Source organism: Allobosea sp. P1_B10, assembly GCF_056406735.1.
On the sequence record NZ_JBFTZP010000001.1, the window covers coordinates 375084 to 392305 of the forward strand.

Sequence of the window (17222 nt, forward strand, 5' to 3'; positions counted from 1 at the left end):
GGATGAGCGCAACTGCACGGCACCGGCGCAGCCATTGACGGCTCGACGGTGCCGGCCATCCTGCCGCTGGCGCTGTCTTGCGGCTCAGATTTCTTCGCTGCCGGCGGCAAACACCGTCCGACGCTCGATTTCGATGCTGTCCTTGGGACGCTCGAACGGTGTCGGGTCCTCGCCCGCGGCCGTCTTCGGCCGACCGAGCGCCTCGAAGAAATCCTCCAGCCCGTTCGGCACGATCAACCACATCCAGTGCAGCTCGGTTTCGCCGTCATTGACGAATTTGTGGCGCCGATTCTTGCCGACGAAGATCGTTGTGCCGGGGCCGACGCGATGCTCGACGCCTTCCACGATTGCGGTCCCGGTTCCAGAAATGAAGTGCAGGACTTCCTCGTTCTTGTCATGGGCGTGCTCGCGCACGAAGCCACCCGGAGGCAGGGTTTGCGTCCCCAGCCCGAGTGGGTGTTCCATCGGCACCGAGCGGGGCGCCACGCGCACCGAGATGTGGCCGTTTGCAGGGACCGGCTGCCAGTAATTGTCGCCTTCCGCTGGCTGCAGGATCAGCGTGGCTCCGCCGTTGGAGTCAGGCTTGGTAAATACGGGCATAGAATGCGTCCCGGCGATGATGGATGGGAAAAACGAGGTTCGGATTCGACGTACCTGACCAAACCGTTCCGCTCGTCAGGACGACATTGGGGCCCGATGCTACTCATCGCAGGCGCTATGTAAAGCTTTTCATTGTAGGTTGCCGCAACGTTTGACACCGTACGGCTACATTGGGCCGTTCGCGCCGCTGGCCTTAGGAGCCGAGCCGGTCGAGCCGCGGATCAGCAGCTTGGTTGGCAGGCACTGGCCTTCGATCGGCAGGCGCGCCTCAAGGGCGGCGGCGATCCGCTCCCCCGCCAGCCTGCCCATTTCATCGGCGCCGATCGCCACGGTCGTCAGCGACGGGTCGGTGAGGGTCGCAAATTCCAGGTCGTCGAACCCTGACACGGAGATATCGCGGGGCACCGCTCTGCCGGCTTCCTTGCAGGCATGAAGCGCGCCGAAGGCAAGGATGTCGCTGCTGCAGGCGACCGCAGTGGTCTGCGGGTATACGGATAGAATCTCGCGCATCGCGGTGATGCCGTTTTGCAGCGAGTAAGGTCTTTCAAGCACGGGCATGTCCGGGGGGAGGCCGGCCTGCTGCAATGCCGAGCGGAAGGCCGCTGCGCGGGCCTGCTGCCGGTCGTTTCCGTTGAGTACGCCGCAGATCATGGCGAGGTCGCGATGGCCGAGCGCCAGCAGGTGTTCGATGACCTCCCTCATCGCTGCGAAATTGTCGAAGCCGATCGCCGGGTCGGCCCTGTCGGAGGCGACCGAATAGGTCTGGACCCAGGGCATCCCGCTCATCAACAGGAAGTTGCGCAGGTCCTTGTCCTCGATGGTGCCGACGATCATCAGGGCTTCTGCACCCCGCTCGACGATCTGCCGAATGCCGGGGAAGACGGCCGCGCTGTCGAACCCCACGGTCAGGACGACGACGGTATAGCCCGTCGCGGCGAGCTGCTGCTGGAACGAATTGACGAGCTTGGAATAGATCGCGTGATCCAGCGACGGAATCACCGCGCCGACGAGACGGGTCCGCTGCAGCCGCAGGGCCTTCGCAGCCGAGTTCGGGATATAGCCGATGGCGGCGGCGGCCTTGATGATCCGATTGCGGACGTCTTCGCGGACGAGCCCCGGCTCGTTGAAGGCGCGCGAGACGGTGGCGATCGAGACCCCCGCATCGGCTGCTACGCGCACCACGCCGTGCTTGGGGGGCTTTTCGACTGACATCGCATCTTTCCAGTTGACGTCAAAGGGTTAGCGGACCGATTGCCGGATGGCTACAGCCGCCCCCTTCGGCGATAGGCGCAGCGCCTGCGGATATGTTTCCGCCGGGCTGAAAATCAGTTCCAGGCCGTTGCCCGTCGCAGTCGCGAGCCTTGTCCTGTGCTCGTGCCTGCATGGCGTGGCCTCGACGACATGAAAGCCCTTCAAGCGAAGGGCTCGATAATCATCCAGTGGCCCAATCAGGGGCGCTTGACAATGGAAACGTTTTCATACGACATTCCGGTAACAAACGGGCGCCCCCGGTTCCACCGGGCGAAGTGTCGTCAATCGGCGCAGGCAGCGCCGACCACGCTATGGGGGAAGTTAGATGTTGTTGTCGGGCGTCCGCGTCGTCAGCTTTTGCCATTATCTGCAGGGGCCCGCAGCCTCCCAGTATCTGGCCGATATGGGAGCTGACGTCGTCAAGATCGAGCCGGTGACCGGCGCGTTCGAGCGGAAATGGGCGGGGGCGAATTCCTACGTCAACGGCGTCAGCAGCCTCTTCCTCACCGCCAATCGCAACAAGCGCAGCCTGGCTGTCGACTTGAAATCTCCCGAGGGGCGGGCCATCGTCGAGAAGCTGATCGCTTCGGCCGATGTCGTGATGGAAAACTTCCGGACCGGCGTGCTCGATCGGCTTGGTTTCGGCTATGAGGCCTTGCGCGCCAAGCATCCGGCCCTGATCTATGCCTCCGCCAGCGGTTTTGGTTCGGAAGGGCCTTTGGCCACCAGCCCAGGCCAGGATTTGCTGGTGCAGGCGCGTTGCGGCCTGATCGCGGGAAATGGCGATCGCTTCGGCGGGCCGAAAGCCGTTGGTGCGGCCGTGGTCGACCAGCATGGCGGCGCCTTGCTCGCGCTTGGCGTGCTCGCGGCCTATATCCGCATGCAGAAGACCGGCATCGGCGGCCGGGTTGAATCAAGCCTGTTTACGGCCGGCCTGGATCTTCAGGCCGAGGCGATGACGACATATTACAACAAGAACGCCGATCGGAGCGTCTATCGCCGCGACGAGCATCTCGGCACCTGGTTTCACGAAGCTCCCTATGGGGTCTACAAGCTGGCCGATGGCCGCTTCATCGTGCTGTCCAACAGCGCTTCGCTGACCATGATGGACGAGCTTGCGGACGCGCTTGCCGATGAGGGCATCCGCAAGGTCGCCGGCCTGCATCGCTATGAGCATCGCGATGAGATCGCCAGGGCTGTCGCTGCCGCCTTCGCGAAAAGAACCTATGACGAGGCGGCCGAAGGGCTGGCGCGCCACAAGCTGTGGTTTGCTCCCGTCAACGACTTCGACGATCTGCGCGACGATCCGCAGGTGGCAGCGTGCGACATCTTCGATGAGATCGATATAGACGGCCAGGCTGCCGTGCTGGTCAATCATCCCATCCGCTATGATGGTAAGACTCCGCAGCGCCGGCGCTATCCCCTGAAGGCAGGGCAGGACGGCCAGCAGATTCTGCAGGACCTCGGCTATTCCGCCGAAGAGATCGCCGCACTTATCGAGGCGGGTACCGTTGCGGCTCCGGCTCCGGAGCTGACGCCGGCGGAATGACCGGCCGGCCGCGACGAACAGGACGACTTTCTCGACATCAATTCACATAGAGCTGGGAGATCGACATGGGGAATGCGCTCGGGGACCTGCAGGTCAAAATCGGTGAGACCGCGGAGTTCAGCAAGACCGTCGGCGAAAGCGATGTCTACATGTTCGCTGGCATTACGGGCGATCTCGCGCCCGTCCATGTCAATGAGCAGTATATGCAGGATTCGACCTATGGCCGCAGGATCGCCCATGGCGTCCTGCTCGTCGGCTTTATGTCCACGACCTCGAGCATCATCGTCAAGGACAAGACTGCTGCAAGCGCGGGCGAGGTTCCGGTTTCGCTGGGTTACGACAAGATCAGGTTCCTGAAACCTGTGTTCATCGGCGATACCGTGACGGTTCTCTACAAGATCGTCGAGATTGACAATGAGAAGCGTCGGTCGCGGTCCGAGGTCACTGTCACCAATCAGAGTGGCGAGCTGGTTTGTATTGCTCAGCACATCCTGAAGTGGGTCCAGAAGTAATTCGCCCGAAAATCGATCACTCCTCGAGGATGCATTTCGTGGCCAGCATGGACACTCTCGACGCACCGCAACCGCCTCTGCTCGCCCAGCGGCCAGCTCCGGGCGTCCTGCTCCTGACAATCAATCGGCCTCAGAAAGCCAACTCCCTGAGCGAGGAGCTGGTTGAACAGCTGGCTAACGAACTTGGCCGGGCGCAGAACGATCCGCAGATCTCAAGCGTGGTTATCACCGCAGCGGGTAAGGTCTTTTCGGCCGGTTCCGATATCAGCGGCATGGTTCAGCGCGGCGTCGACTGGTATCTCGACGAAGGCCGGTTGCGGCGCTGGTTCGAGATCCAGAATTTTCCCAAGCCGATCATCGCGGCTGTCAATGGCGGCGCGATCGGGGGCGGATGTGAACTCGCCATGCTGTGCGACATCATCATCGCTGCCGATACGGCGTTCTTCGCGCAGGGCGAGATCAATATCGGCACCATTCCCGGCGATGGCGGCACGCAACGGCTTCCGCGCGTCGTCGGCAAATCCCTGGCGATGCAGATGATCCTGAGCGGCGAACGGATCACGGCCGAACGGGCCATGATGTCCGGGCTCGTCTCGGAGGTCGTGCCGGCCGACAGGCTTGTCGCCAGGGCGGTGGAACTGGCGGCTTTGATCGCGACGCGGGCGCCTGGTTCGGTCCGTTTAGCGAAGCGCGCTGCCTTGGCCGCCTTCTCTCTTCCGCTGGAGGAAGGCCTGCTCTTCGAACGCGAGATGGTTCGGGAAACCTTCAAGACCGAAGACCGCGCCGAAGGTATGCAGGCTTTCCTCGAAAAGAGGGCCCCGATCTATCGCGGTCGATAAATTTTATACTTCAAAAGAAATAATATAAGCGCCAATTCTATTGGCCTTTTTACTGGGAGGAATCATGAAAAAGGTGAGTGAAGACGTCACGGCTCGGCCGTGGTCGCCGGTGGGGCGCGTGATAGCGGCGGTTGATAGTTTCAACGCAGCTGCGAAAATTATCTGCGGGCTCCTGCTGGCGGTCGCGACGCTGGCAGTCTCCTGTCAAGTCCTCGTCCGGTTCGTGCTCGACGTCATCGGGATGAATATCTCGGCTCCCTGGACTGAAGAGATTGCACGCTATTCCTTCATTTGGGCCATCTTCATTGGCGTCGGGGTGATCTCGCGCGCAGCCGGCCTGATCGCTGTCGAGATGCTGCCCCAGCTGCTGCCGGCCCCATTCGGAAAAATTGTGAAGCTCGGCGCGATTGCCGTTACGATCGCGTTCTTTGTGATCCTCTTCTATGTCGGCTTCCATTTTGCGCTGGATGGGTCCTTCGAAACCTCCCCCGTCCTCAGAATTAAAATGTCCTATGTTTATTCGGCGCTCCCGTTTGGCGCCCTAATGGCGGTCGTAAATTTGAGCATCCTTTTTGTAGAGGGAGCTTTTTATTCAAAAGATCTTCTCGAATCTGATCCAGAACTCGTAGTAGATTGAGGGTCCGTTATGACATCAGTTGCAAGCGGCTTTCTTCTTCTCCTGACTTTCTCGGTTCCGATTGCTGTTACGCTCGGAATCCTGGCCTTCCTGGGTCTTCTCAGTTCCGGCATTCCGTTGATGGCGGCTCTCCAGTCCTCATTTGAGAGCCTGGACAGTTTCTCGCTGATGGCGGTGCCGTTCTACATCCTGGCAGGCAACGTGATGCAGGCGGGCGGGATTTCGACACGTCTCGTTGCGCTCGCCAATGCCCTGATCGGCTGGGTCCGGGGCGGTCTCGGCGCGGCAGCCGTGCTCACGAGCATGTTCTTCGCGACGATATCCGGCTCGTCCTCGGCGACCGCCGCCGCAATCGGCTCGATCACCATCCCGGCCATGGTCCGCAAGGGCTACCCGAAGAACTTCGCCGCAGCCGCCGTTGCCTCGGCGGGTGAGCTGGGCGCGATCATTCCGCCATCGTTGCCGATGATCATCTACGCCCTCGTGACAAACGTCTCGGTGGCCGACCTGTTCATCGCCGGCATCATCCCCGGCATCATGATCGGCGTCTCGCTGATGCTCACCATCATGGTGGTCGCCAATCTGAAGGGCTTCGACACGATCGAGCGGCTGAGCGTCTCGGAATGGCTGGCGGGCATCGCCGCGGCCATGCGGGGCGCAGGACCCGCGCTGGCAATGCCGGTGATCATCCTCGGCGGGATCTATTCGGGCCTGTTTACACCGACCGAAGCGGCTGTCGTGGCTGCGGTCTACGGGCTCCTGGTCAGCGTCTTTATCTACAAGCAGCTCGATCTCGCCGGCATCATGCAGGTGCTCATCAAGAGCGCGCTGACCTCGTCGGGCCTGCTGTTGATCGTGGCGTTTGCCTCCGCGTTCGGCTTCTTCCTGACGATCCTGCAGGTCCCCCACCATGTCGGCGCCTGGATCGCGACGATCGCGGGTTCGGCCTTCACCTTCCTGCTGCTCGTCAACCTGCTGCTCTTCATCGTCGGCATGTTCATGGAGACGCTGGCGGCGATCATCATTCTCGCGCCGATCCTTGCGCCCGTTGCCATCAAGTTCGGCATCGATCCCGTGCATTTCGGCCTGATCATGATCGTCAATCTGGCAACCGGAATGGTCACACCACCCGTGGGCGTCAACCTCTTCGTGGTGTGCGAGGTCGCAAAGCTCAGGATCGATCAGTTAATGCGGCCGTTGCTGATTTTCCTCTCGGTTCTGATCGTGAATATCATGATCATTACCTATGTTCCCGCGCTTTCTACAATTTTGATCCGATAACAAAGGGAGAAGACCATGAGTGCTATCAGGAAAATACTCGGTATTGCGGCGATCTTCGCCGGACTTAACGCCGGCCAGGCTCAGGCGCAGATCGAACTGAATATCGGGCACACGCTCAACCCCGATAGCCACTACAACGCGTTCGCGATGAAGTTCAAAGAGCTGATCGAGCAGCGTTCGGATGGCAAGATCAAGGTTGCGATCTTTGGCCAGGGCCAGCTCGGCGGTGAAGTGCGCATGCTACAGTCGGCCCGCAGCGGTGCGCTTGCCATGGTCGTCACGGCCAGTGCACCGCTTGAGAACACCGTGCCCGAATATGCGGTTCTCTCGACGCCCTATCTGTTCAAGGACCTGACGGAAGCAAACAAGATCCTGCAGGGCGAGGTTGGCCAGCACTTCCTGAACTATCTTCCCGCGCGCGGCCTGATCGGCCTCGGTTTCGTCTCGGCGATCGAGCGCAATGTCTATACCTCGAAGCGCCCGATCAAGACGCTCGCGGATTTCGCCAACCAGAAGCTGCGCGTGATCCAGAGCCCGGCCTATGTCGACGCCTATCAGGCGCTGGGCGCGCAGCCGACTCCGATGGGGTATTCGGAAGTCTATATCTCGATGCAGAACGGTGTGGTCGATGGCGCCGAGAATTCGCCCGACACCATGATCATGGATCGCTTCGTCGAGGTCAGCAAATACTTCAATATGACGAAGGTCCACTACATGCCGGCCCTCGTCGTGATGTCGAAGGCGCGCCTGGACGCCCTGACCCCGGACCAGCAGAAGCTCGTCAAGGACACCGCGCGCGACGCCATGCCGGCTGCCATCGACGCGTATAAGCGCACCTATGACGACAGCATGGTCAAGATCAAGGCGGCGAACGTCCAGATCATCGAGACGGACACCAGCGAACTGGTCAAGGCGACCCGCGCCGTTGCCCAGAAGCTGATCAAGGAGACGCCAGAAGGCGAGGCGAACTTCAAGCGTGTCGAAGCCGCGAAGGCCGCCAAGTAAAGCTGCGTCAGCAAGACCTGCTGCGGGGAGCGATTGCGCTTCCCGCAGCGCCCAGCACCTCAGATGCGCCCGGGCAAGCGATCCACTCCTTCGACGCCCATGCGTCCCCAGCCGCGCTGTCGGTGAGCCCTTCGCCACATTTCCAGCAATGACAATGCCAGACGCCCGCCTCAGCGCAGGTGTGGACTGGCGGGAAAGCCCCGATGACCCTCAACACCACGCAGTTCCTGCCGCACGGCGTCATGCCAGCGGCCCTGATGCCGTTCACTGCCGACTATGCGATCGATGGGCCGGCCTATCAGAGCCACCTGCGCGACCTCGCAGGTGTCAAGGGCGTCACGGCGATCACGGTCAACGGCCACGCTGCCGAAGTCCATGCCATGTCGTTCGAGGAGCAGACCCACGCGTTGGGCCTCAGTGTCGATGCCGTGCCGGGGACGCCGATCATTTGCGGGGTCTACACGGAAAGCACCCTTGAGGCCCGCCGCATCGCCAGGATGGCAGAGGCTGGCGGCGCCGCCTGCCTGCTCGCCTTCCCGCCGAATGTCCTGATGTTCCGCGGCGAGGACCGGCCCGAGCTTTTCGTCGACTACTACAAGTCGCTGGCGGAGGCATCGGGGCTGCCGATCATCCTGTTCCAGTTTCCCAAATGGACCGGCCTGCAGCTCTCCTTGAACACGCTCGTCAAGATCTGCGAACAGGTCCCGTCGATCGTCGCGATCAAGGATCTGTGCTCCGATCCCATCCTGCACGAGAAGACCATCCGCACGCTCCATGCACTGGACCGGCCGGTCAGCGTCATCACCACGCATTCGTCCTGGCTGATGAGTTCGCTGGCCCTGGGCGTGCGCGGCATCCTGTCCGGTGCGGGCAGTGTGATACCCGATCTCCAGGTTGCGCTGTTCGACGCCTATCAGCGCCATGACATCCCCGCCTTCGAACAGGTCGGCGAGCGCGTCTATGCGGCCGTGCAGGCCTTCTACGCCGAGCCCTATATCGATTGGCAGGCTCGGATGAAGGCGGCGCTGGTGCTGTTCGGCAAGATGCCGGCCGCGCATGTCCGCCCGCCGCTTCACCAGATCACCGACCCTGAGCGCCTGCGTCACTGGCTCGATAAGGCCGGTTTGAGCGCAGAGAACGTCTATCGCGCGGTCTAGGGCCTGCTGGCCTGCCGATGCCCAACCCAGCCGGCCCCTTCGGGGTCGGCCTCGAACGACAGAGATAACGGAGTCATCTACTCATGCGCCTGCAAGACAAGGTAGCGATCATCACGGGGGCCGGAGCAGGCATCGGAGCCGAGACCGCGCGGATGTTTGCGCGGGAGGGCGCGAAAATCGTCCTCGCAGACTGGAATCTCGAGAATGCACAGGCCGTCGCAAGTGAGATCGGTGCGGCCGCCATCGCCGTGCGCGTCGATGTTCGCCAGGAGGCGGATGCGCGCGAGATGGTTGCGGCTGCCGTCAAGGCCTTCGGCCGGCTCGACATTCTGGTCAACAATGCCGGCAGCGGCCTGATCGGGACGGTCGAGGACACCGACGAGGCTGATTGGGACAATCTCGTCGCGGTCAATCTGAAGAGCGTTTTCCTCTGCTCGAAACATGCGATTCCTGTCATGCGCAGCGGTGGCGGCGGCGCGATCGTCAACACGGCCTCAAACGTGGCGACGATCGGCATCATGGGGCGCGCCGCCTATGTCGCAGCCAAGGGCGGCGTTGCCGCGCTGACGCGCGCCATGGCCCTGGACCATGTGAAGGACAAGATCCGCGTCAATGCGGTGGCGCCCGGCGTCATCTGGTCGAGCTATTACGAGAAGATGCTGACGACGGTTCCCGACGCTGATGCGTTCAAGCGCCGGCTCGCCGGCCGGGCTCCGATGGAGCGGATGGGGACGCCCGAGGAAATCGCCTCGACGATCCTGTGGCTCGCCTCCAGCGAGGCCTCCTACGCCACCGGCGCGATCTTCACAGTGGATGGCGGGATGACGGCTTGGTGCGGTCCGACCTGAACCTTCGGGCTGCTGCCCGCCGAGGCCGCGCCTGCTCTGCGGGCTCGGCTCTCATGGCTGGCGCCAGGCCATGCCGTCCGGGCAGGGCGCGCGCGCCGGTATGGCGACGCGGCCTAGCGGGCCTGGCCGAGAGACTGCAGGAAATCGGAAACCCTGCGGGCGACGGCGTCGGGTTGAGCGAGGTGGGGCATGTGTCCGCAGCCTGGAATCAGCCAGGTTTCGGTCGCCCCCCGTGCGCGCGACGCGATCGCCTCGATCTGGGCGATCGTCCCGTGTTCGTCGGCTTCGCCCTGGATCAGCAGCAGGGGGCAGGTGATGCGGCTAAGCCGATCGACGATCGACCAGTCGCGCATTTCGGGCGAAGTCCAGATCTCGACCCAAGCGTTAAACATGGTGTCGAGATTGTCGCCATGGTGCCGCGCCAGTTTTTCGCGCAGCGTTCCGGTCCGAAAATCGTCCGCCAGGGCGGCGATCCCGCCGGTCGCGTCGACCTCGCTGAAAACATGGGCGGCCTCGCTGATGACGGCCGCCGGTCGCGTCGGGAACGCGGCGGCAAAGCTCAGCGCGATCGTGCCGCCATCGCTGTGCCCGTACAGCACCGGGCGCTCGATCTGCAGCGCATCGAGCAGATGCGGCAGGACGTGGTGGGCCTCTTGATCGAGGAAGTCCGGAGCGCGCGGGCCGTCGAGTCTCGCGGAGCGACCATAGCCGAGGCGGTCATAGGCCAGAACAGCGCAGCCGGTGGCGGCGCCGAGCGCCTCGGGAAAACCGCGCCATTGCGTGACCGAGCCCAGGCCCTGATGCAGCAGGACGATGACCTGATCGCTCGGGGCGCGCCGCGGTACGCGCCATGTCAGATGGATCGGACGGCCTTGCATGAGAATGCTGTCGGTCGGGCTCGCATCCATCGTTCAACTTCTCTCAATCATTGGCGCCGTGCACGGCTGGCCGGCGGCCCGTCCCGTCGCTGCAGCCTGTCGCGCGCGCCCGCGAGTCCAGCCTGCCCGCCGCTGTGTAACCGCAGCCGGGCAGCGCTTCAATTTTCAGATCAGCCAGCAGGGAGGACATAGGATATGGCGACGATACTTTGCACAGGTTCCGGCAGCGGAATTGGTGCGGCAGCGCTGCGGCGGCTCGTCAAGCCTGGCGACAAGGTCATGATCCACGCCCGGTCCAATGCTGAGGGCGTCGCGGCGATGGCGGCGGAACTGGCGAAGCTCGGCGCGGCCACCGCTACGGTCCTGAAGGACCTGTCGCAGCCCGGCGCCGGGACCGAACTCGTCGCCTATACGGTCGCGACGTTCGGCGCGCTCGATGTCCTGATCCACGCTGCCGGCTTTCCTGTCAGGGCGCAGTACGGGACGGCAACGACGACGGATTTCGAACATGCAATGCAGGCTGTCGCGATCAGCTTCTTCGAAATGGTGACGGCGGCACTCCCCCATCTGAAGCAGTCTCTGGCAGGCCGAGTCGTTGCCGTCAGCACGCATAATGCGCATGTTTTCCGGTCGGACTATCCGATCTACCCGATCTCCGGAGCCGCGAAATCGGCCCTGGAAACGCTTGTGCGCACCCTGGCGGTCGATCTCGCGTCGCAGGGCGTGACCGCGAATGTCGTCGTTCCGGGGCTCGTCCGGAAGGAGCATGGCGAACAGTTCCTGAGCCAGGAAGAGTGGGCCGAGCTGCCGCGTGTGATCCCGATGGGGCGTATCGGAGAGGCGGATGAAGTGGGGGCGGTGATCGCGTTCCTGGCTTCGCGCGACGCTTCCTACGTCACCGGACAGGTCGTGCACGTCAATGGAGGCCTAATCTGAGCCGGCCGCGTTAGACGGCAATCGGCGCCAGGACTGTCCGGGACGTGAAGTGTATCTCACCTGACGAACGTCCGGACATGGCGCCGCGTCTATTGCTGGATCGGCGGGTCGAAAGAAACACTCCTAAGACGACAATAAACCAATGAAACTGGGAGGTTTATAATGCTGTTTACACTAGAGAACAAAAAAGTCCTCATTATCGGCGGGTCCTACGGAATGGGCTTCTCGACTGCGGAGGCTGTCCTTGCCGCCGGCGGGGATGTCGCGATCGCGGCTCGGAACACGGAAAAGCTTCAAAAAGCAGCCGCGTCTCTCGAAGAGACATATGGCAGGCGCGTGCCCTATTCCGCTTTCAGCATAGAAGACCGCGCTTCGGTAAAGCAGTTCATGCAGGACAATGCGGATTTCGACCATCTTGTGATGCCGGGCTCTACGGTCAAGCCGATCCTATACGATGACCTGACCGAAGAGACGGCAAGAGAGGCTTTCGACAGCAAGTTTTGGGGGCCTTTCTGGGCAGCCTTCGATAGCCGCCCCTTCATACGGACAGGCGGAAGCATCGTCTTCTTTAGCGGGGTCGCTGCGGTGCGCCCGGTCAAGGGCTATCTGATGGGCGCCAGCATCAACGGCGCCCTGAATGCGGCAACCCGGTCGCTTGCGCTCGAATTCGCGCCGCAGGGCGTGCGCGTCAACACGATCGCCTGCGGGCTGATGGATACGCCGCTTAACGATGTTCTGCATTCCCACGATAAAGCCGAACGCATCAAGCAGATGGCCGATCGGCTTCCTGTCGGGCGCATCGGCTATTCCGAGGAAGGCGCAATGGCAGCGCTCTACTTGATGTGCAACGGCTATGTGACCGCACAGGTCGTCGGCGTGGATGGCGGCCAGCAAGTGATGGACTGATTTCTTCGGCCGCTCAAAAAAATATAGCAGCATAAATTCCGGCCGCGGCGTTACTTGCCTGCGGTCGCTATTCACGCTTGTGACGAGCCAAGGCGGCTTGCGATAAGCTTTTTTCCGACCCTACGCTTTCGCAGCAGTAGCTTGCCGCGCAAGCCATGTAAATCGAGACTGGACGCCTGCGAGGTGTTCGCGCGTTGCGCGCATTCGGGACAAGCGTGCGAAGCCGCCCTGGTGATCGAACGACATAGTCCCGAAAAATTTGAGATGGCCCTCCATCGCAGCACCATGGGTGCACAGGTGTGCAAACAATTGACTAAAACTTGCGAGGCATTTTGAAACATTCTGAAACATTTCGAACTGCGTCGAATGTCCGTCGTCAGAATATTTGGCGCAACTCGCGGCGTAAATTAGCGGAGTGTCGGCCTCGTCTGGAGGTTGATGTTATGCGGCGAGCTTGCGGTGCTTCAAGCGCCGATGCTCGATGGTCTGTCGTTTGATCCTTTCGCGCTGTTTGATGATGGCCTCTGCCCTTCCGAGGTAGGCATCGGCGGGGGTCACGTTGTTCAGGCTCTCGTGGTAGCGCTGGTGGTTGTAGTGCTCGACGAACGCCTCGATCTGAGCTTCGAGATCGCCAGGTAGGGAGTAGTTTTCCAGCAGGACGCGGTTTTTGAGCGTCTGGTGCCAGCGCTCGATCTTGCCCTGGGTCTGGGGATGACAGGGAGCTCCGCGCACATGGCTCATGCGCTGGGTTTCGATATATTCGGCCAGCTCGCCAGCGATGTAGCTGGGGCCGTTGTCGCTGAGCAGCCGGGGCCTGTGGTGAACATGGGCTTGGTCACAGCCCGAGGCCGCCAGCGCCATATCCAGCGTGTCGGTGACATCCTCGGCGCGCATTGTGCTGCACAACTTCCAGGCGATGATGTAGCGCGAGAAGTCGCCGAGCACGGTCGACAGATACATCCAGCCCCACGCGACGATCTTGAAGTAGGTGAAGTCGGTCTGCCACATCTCGTTTGGCCGGGTGGTCTTGGTGTGGAACGCATCGGCGGCCTTGATCACGATATAGGCCGGACTGGTGATCAGATCATGCGCCTTGAGCAACCGGTAGACGGTAGCTTCCGACACGAAGTACCGCCGCTCATCGGTGAAGCGTACCGCCAGTTCCCGAGGACTGAGTTCGGATCGCTCCAGCGCCAGTTCGATAATCTGGTCGTGGATGTCCGTCGGGATCCTGTTCCACACCCGACTTGGTACCGATGGCCGGTCCTCCAGCGCCTCCGGGCCGCCCTCGATGTAGCGGTCGTACCAGCGATAGAAGGTCCGGCGCGCAATACCCAGCTGATCCAGGGTCCGCTTGGCTGGCCGGTGCGACTGCTCGACGATCCTAATGATCTCGAGCTTCGCGGATCCGGGATACCACATTCTTCGTCGCCCCCATCCGCGATCATGCTTTTTTTGAGCAGGCGATTCTCCAGCGTCAGATCGGCGACACACTCCTTCACGGCGCTGGCTTCACGGCGCAAATCCTTGACCTCATCGGTCGTGGCGGCACGCGCGGTGTCACCGGCCAGACGGCGCTTGCCCGCCTCCATGAACTCCTCCGACCAGGTGTAATACAGGCTCTGGGCGATGCCCTCCTTCCGGCACAGTTCGGCGATGCTGTCCTCGCCGCGCAGGCCGCCGAGCACAATCCGGATCTTGTCTTCGGCCGAGAAATGCCGACGCGTCGCCCGCCGGATATCCTTCACCACCTGCTCGGCGGGCTTTTTGACGCTGGAGGATTTGGGTCTCATCTTCGTTCCTTCGTCACTACGACGAGACCCAAATTCTCCTCAGTTCACAACCTCAGATCTGGGCCATAGGTGCTGACGGCGGACAGCTCTTGCCATTCGTGGCGGGTATCAAGCGTCAGACTTTCACCACTAGGTAGCCCCTCCCCCTCCTACATGCTCAAGGGCTATCACCCTGCGGACCGTCTCCGCTCGCCACCGACCGGAGCGAGGCGCCCGCTAACGAAAACGCAGGGTACGAAAAGCCATCATCCGGCCAGCAGCGTTCCCGCCGCCGTCAAGCTGCGTGCCCATGGCCACGTGTACTACAACGACCTTACCTAGATACCGCCTCGGCATCTGCGCGGCCTTGTTCCAAGGGCGGCATGCGTCAGCCACACATAGACCCGAGTGCTACGCCCCAAACTCATCCGTAATAGTCAGGTAGCAGTTGTCGCCGCACTCATAGGAAGTGATCTTCCCCCTGAGCGATCCGTCAGATTGCGCTAACGAGGCGGAGCCTCCAGTCAAGACGGCAATCACCACCACCGCGCTCTTACTCAATTCCCTGCTCATCGCCTCTGCCCATAATTGCGTGACCTGTCGGCTCTTCTTTTGCGGCGGAAGGGATCACATTGCGTGGCGCCCTTCCCGACTACTCGGGGATAATCCCGTGCTGCCGCAGCGCCTGCAAGAATTTCAGGGTGCAAAATGTATTCCCAACTTCCGGCTTTCGCTTCGAGAACTGGGGCCTCTAAATTATGTTAAAAAACATAGACTTATGACTTCAGAATATTCTTGTGATTAATTTGTCAACGGTTTTACCTTGACACGCAGTCCAAGGTCCCGGGGCTCATACTCAAAACGCGTGACAGCGTCAGCGAAAAGGCCTTGTGTTCCTGATCGTTGGTGGACGGCTCCGCGATGCATCAGCCTTCGTACACTAATCAATGGCCGTTTGCGGCGAGGCTGGCCTAACGCAAAGGTCAGGGCAGTAAAACTCAAAACGGGCGACAATTGGAATGACAATCAGTGAGTGGACGGCGATGACGTTAACTGCGGGATGGCGGCGTTCTTGTCCGCGGACCGTTGCACTGCCGCGCTCCACATGGTAAGTCTGATCATTGTCGTCTTGACGCGCATCATGCGAATATCCGGGACGGGAGATGGTTAGATGTACCTCGTTGCCAGGGCCACTAACATTTTCAACTTCGGACTCGCGACACTGTTATTCGCGCTTTTGGTGCCTGCCGTTTCTACCGCGCAAGCGCCGCAAAAGCTGCGCAACTTGTCACTCGAGCCATCCAGGGCAGATCTCTTTGCCTTAATCGTCAAGGATCGTATTGCCGAGCTGCAACAACAGCAACCGGACGCTAGCGGCGGTGCATTTATACCTGAGTCTTTCGTGTTTCCGCGGGACGCCGGTTTCGACTATAAACTCAATATACCAAGAGAAAACGTCTACTTTGGACTCGATATTAGCCATTACACGGGAGTTATTGATTTCAAAACGTTGTCTGGCCAAGGGATTTCTTTTGTATACGCAAAAGCAACTCAAGGCACGGGGTTCAAAGATGGGAAATTCGGGATCCACTGGAAGAAGATGGCCGGATCTACGAAGAGAGGAGCATATCATTTTCTTTCGGCCGGTATAGATGGCGAGGCTCAAGCAAAGGTCTTCATCAATTTTGTTAACTCGCATGGTGGATTCACTTCTGATGATATGCCTCCGGTAGTCGATCTAGAGTGGGATATCACGAGGCCAAACGCTCCCGATGCTTGGCGTAATTTCGATGCCGATTATATAATCAAGCAAACTGTTGCTTGGCTTCGCTATGTTCAGCAGATGACGGGACGCTCGCCTGTAATTTATACGTCTCGTTCATGGTGGCGTGAGCGCGGCATTCCCGAAAATCGGTTCGAAGAACTCAAACCTTACCGCCTCTGGATAGCCGATTACTCTCGGTCGGGAAAGGCATCTGAGAATCCGAAAACGCCAACAGATGGAGCCTGGCACCTTTGGCAATTCACTGATCGGGCGAAGCTCACAACGGGCTATGCCAGGGGCCTCGACGCGAACATCTTCAAAGGTACCGAAGCGGAGTTCAAGGAATTCGCATCCCGATGATTGACCGACGCGCAGCCATAGCCGGCGGGCTCTTTGCCCTGTGCGATTGTGAGGCGCACGCCCAATCAAGGCCGTTCATCTGCGCAGTCCCCGACAATCCACCGAAGCTCGCGCCCTTCGTACTCGATCCGCTTGCGGGCAACGGGGATGAATTGAAATTCGACACTGATCTTGGTCCGCTGATCTTCACCCCCTACGGATCCGCCTTCCTCCAAGACGTCTGGACCAAAGACGACAACCTAGACAAAAATCAGGATCGCATCGTCCTTGGCGTAAGCTTCGTTGACGGGATGGAGTCGCAGAGGGCGGCCGTTAGAGAACACGCGTCACGCTGGCTGTCGACCGATGTCGGAAAGTACGTGAACTTCCGCTTCGATGTGCCTTCCGAGCTTGCGCACGCAAGAGTCACGTTTGATGCGACGATCAACTGGTCAGCCATCGGCCGGAACGCGCTGACCGCTCGAACCAGGCATACGATGAGTTTTGATGATGTTTCAGCGACTACGGTGATGCATGAGTTTGGTCATTTTCTTGGCCTACAGCATGAGCATCGCTTTCCAAACGTAGCTATACGTTGGAACACGGCTGTTGTTCTTAAAGACATGCGTGATCGCGGTTGGCACGATCAGCTTACGCGAGACCAGATACTCAGCCGCCTTGATTCATCGGCCGCATGCATTGGCAATCCTAACTTCGATGTAGCCTCCGTTATGATCTATCCGATTCCGCAAGGATGGGCATCCTACCTGACGAGCAGTGGCGTCTGGCGTCCGCTCATTGTCGAAAGCGGGCATGGTATTTCTAGCGGCGACATCGCCTGTGTGTCTGGTCTCTACAGACAGAAAAAGTAACATCAGTTCGCATCCCACGCGGGCCCGATTGAGCTCAGGTCGGGACATTGCCCCTCTCATCAATGCCCAGACAGT

16 protein-coding genes are annotated in these 17222 nt (G+C 60.6%); 12 read left to right on the top strand and 4 right to left on the bottom strand.

Features of this window, described 5'->3' with window-relative positions; translation table 11 throughout:
* Positions 1-84: 84 nt before the first annotated feature.
* Positions 85-600: a cupin domain-containing protein gene (locus AC1D2L_RS01760; protein ID WP_476844084.1), complete on the bottom strand. Its 516-nt coding sequence runs from the start codon at positions 598-600 to the stop codon at positions 85-87.
* Between the two features lie 165 nt (positions 601-765).
* A complete protein-coding gene (locus AC1D2L_RS01765) occupies positions 766-1812 on the bottom strand; it encodes a LacI family DNA-binding transcriptional regulator (protein WP_476844085.1) in 1047 nt (348 codons plus the stop codon).
* A 364-nt stretch (positions 1813-2176) separates the two neighbouring features.
* Here AC1D2L_RS01765 and AC1D2L_RS01770 point away from each other — a divergent pair, with 364 nt between their 5' ends.
* The 8 genes from AC1D2L_RS01770 to AC1D2L_RS01805 all read left to right on the top strand — a co-directional run bounded on the left by AC1D2L_RS01770 (position 2177) and on the right by AC1D2L_RS01805 (position 9679).
* Positions 2177-3400, top strand: a complete 1224-nt coding sequence (locus AC1D2L_RS01770) for a CaiB/BaiF CoA transferase family protein (protein WP_476844086.1) — start codon at positions 2177-2179, stop codon at positions 3398-3400.
* 65 nt (positions 3401-3465) lie between these two features.
* Positions 3466-3912, top strand: a complete 447-nt coding sequence (locus tag AC1D2L_RS01775; RefSeq protein WP_476844087.1) for a MaoC family dehydratase — start codon at positions 3466-3468, stop codon at positions 3910-3912.
* Positions 3873-4751 carry an enoyl-CoA hydratase/isomerase family protein gene (locus AC1D2L_RS01780; RefSeq protein ID WP_476844088.1) on the top strand — a complete coding sequence of 293 codons (879 nt, stop codon included), beginning with the start codon at positions 3873-3875 and terminating at the stop codon, positions 4749-4751. Before AC1D2L_RS01775 ends, AC1D2L_RS01780 begins: the two co-directional genes overlap by 40 nt.
* Before the next feature lie 64 nt (positions 4752-4815).
* A complete protein-coding gene (locus tag AC1D2L_RS01785) occupies positions 4816-5388 on the top strand; it encodes a TRAP transporter small permease (protein ID WP_476844089.1) in 573 nt (190 codons plus the stop codon).
* Positions 5389-5397: 9 nt separating this feature from the next.
* Complete coding sequence (locus AC1D2L_RS01790) at positions 5398-6669, top strand: TRAP transporter large permease (RefSeq protein WP_476844090.1); 1272 nt, start codon at positions 5398-5400, stop codon at positions 6667-6669.
* Positions 6670-6684: 15 nt separating this feature from the next.
* Positions 6685-7674 (top strand): TRAP transporter substrate-binding protein, encoded by a 990-nt coding sequence (locus tag AC1D2L_RS01795; protein ID WP_476844091.1) that lies wholly within the window; start codon positions 6685-6687, stop codon positions 7672-7674.
* 203 nt (positions 7675-7877) lie between these two features.
* Positions 7878-8831 (top strand): dihydrodipicolinate synthase family protein, encoded by a 954-nt coding sequence (locus AC1D2L_RS01800; protein ID WP_476844092.1) that lies wholly within the window; start codon positions 7878-7880, stop codon positions 8829-8831.
* 83 nt (positions 8832-8914) lie between these two features.
* The gene (locus AC1D2L_RS01805) at positions 8915-9679 is read left to right on the top strand and encodes an SDR family oxidoreductase (protein ID WP_476844093.1); all 765 of its coding nucleotides are present in this window, start codon (positions 8915-8917) and stop codon (positions 9677-9679) included.
* A 113-nt stretch (positions 9680-9792) separates the two neighbouring features.
* Here AC1D2L_RS01805 and AC1D2L_RS01810 read toward each other — a convergent pair whose 3' ends face one another.
* Positions 9793-10587: an alpha/beta fold hydrolase gene (locus tag AC1D2L_RS01810; protein WP_476844094.1), complete on the bottom strand. Its 795-nt coding sequence runs from the start codon at positions 10585-10587 to the stop codon at positions 9793-9795.
* 165 nt (positions 10588-10752) lie between these two features.
* Between AC1D2L_RS01810 and AC1D2L_RS01815 the strand changes: the two genes are divergently transcribed.
* Complete coding sequence (locus tag AC1D2L_RS01815; RefSeq protein WP_476844095.1) at positions 10753-11493, top strand: SDR family NAD(P)-dependent oxidoreductase; 741 nt, start codon at positions 10753-10755, stop codon at positions 11491-11493.
* A 162-nt stretch (positions 11494-11655) separates the two neighbouring features.
* Entirely contained in the window at positions 11656-12399 is a 744-nt protein-coding gene (locus AC1D2L_RS01820; RefSeq protein WP_476844096.1) for an SDR family oxidoreductase, read from the top strand.
* A gap of 441 nt (positions 12400-12840) precedes the next feature.
* Here the strand turns inward: AC1D2L_RS01820 and AC1D2L_RS01825 are convergent.
* Positions 12841-14192, bottom strand: a protein-coding gene (locus AC1D2L_RS01825) for an IS3 family transposase (protein ID WP_476844097.1) whose coding sequence is annotated in 2 segments (ribosomal slippage) — positions 12841-13856 and positions 13856-14192 — 1353 coding nt in all. Because the reading frame shifts where the segments join, the coding sequence is not laid out codon by codon here.
* Between the two features lie 1150 nt (positions 14193-15342).
* Between AC1D2L_RS01825 and AC1D2L_RS01830 the strand changes: the two genes are divergently transcribed.
* Together AC1D2L_RS01830 and AC1D2L_RS01835 are read left to right on the top strand one after the other, a co-directional pair.
* A complete protein-coding gene (locus AC1D2L_RS01830) occupies positions 15343-16296 on the top strand; it encodes a glycoside hydrolase family 25 protein (protein WP_476844098.1) in 954 nt (317 codons plus the stop codon).
* Positions 16293-17147, top strand: coding sequence for a zinc metalloprotease (locus AC1D2L_RS01835; protein ID WP_476844099.1), 855 nt, complete (start codon positions 16293-16295; stop codon positions 17145-17147). The genes AC1D2L_RS01830 and AC1D2L_RS01835 overlap by 4 nt, the downstream gene beginning before the upstream one ends.
* Positions 17148-17222: the final 75 nt, after the last annotated feature.

Bases quoted from the DNA above. Each gene is read 5' to 3' on its own strand.
- AC1D2L_RS01760 (WP_476844084.1), bottom strand. From the start codon at position 600: ATGCCCGTATTTACCAAGCCTGACTCCAACGGCGGAGCCACGCTGATC.
- AC1D2L_RS01765 (WP_476844085.1), bottom strand. From the start codon at position 1,812: ATGTCAGTCGAAAAGCCCCCCAAGCACGGCGTGGTGCGCGTAGCAGCC.
- AC1D2L_RS01770 (WP_476844086.1), top strand. From the start codon at position 2,177: ATGTTGTTGTCGGGCGTCCGCGTCGTCAGCTTTTGCCATTATCTGCAG.
- AC1D2L_RS01775 (WP_476844087.1), top strand. From the start codon at position 3,466: ATGGGGAATGCGCTCGGGGACCTGCAGGTCAAAATCGGTGAGACCGCG.
- AC1D2L_RS01785 (WP_476844089.1), top strand. From the start codon at position 4,816: ATGAAAAAGGTGAGTGAAGACGTCACGGCTCGGCCGTGGTCGCCGGTG.
- AC1D2L_RS01790 (WP_476844090.1), top strand. From the start codon at position 5,398: ATGACATCAGTTGCAAGCGGCTTTCTTCTTCTCCTGACTTTCTCGGTT.
- AC1D2L_RS01795 (WP_476844091.1), top strand. From the start codon at position 6,685: ATGAGTGCTATCAGGAAAATACTCGGTATTGCGGCGATCTTCGCCGGA.
- AC1D2L_RS01800 (WP_476844092.1), top strand. From the start codon at position 7,878: ATGACCCTCAACACCACGCAGTTCCTGCCGCACGGCGTCATGCCAGCG.
- AC1D2L_RS01805 (WP_476844093.1), top strand. From the start codon at position 8,915: ATGCGCCTGCAAGACAAGGTAGCGATCATCACGGGGGCCGGAGCAGGC.
- AC1D2L_RS01810 (WP_476844094.1), bottom strand. From the start codon at position 10,587: ATGGATGCGAGCCCGACCGACAGCATTCTCATGCAAGGCCGTCCGATC.
- AC1D2L_RS01815 (WP_476844095.1), top strand. From the start codon at position 10,753: ATGGCGACGATACTTTGCACAGGTTCCGGCAGCGGAATTGGTGCGGCA.
- AC1D2L_RS01820 (WP_476844096.1), top strand. From the start codon at position 11,656: ATGCTGTTTACACTAGAGAACAAAAAAGTCCTCATTATCGGCGGGTCC.
- AC1D2L_RS01830 (WP_476844098.1), top strand. From the start codon at position 15,343: ATGTACCTCGTTGCCAGGGCCACTAACATTTTCAACTTCGGACTCGCG.
- AC1D2L_RS01835 (WP_476844099.1), top strand. From the start codon at position 16,293: ATGATTGACCGACGCGCAGCCATAGCCGGCGGGCTCTTTGCCCTGTGC.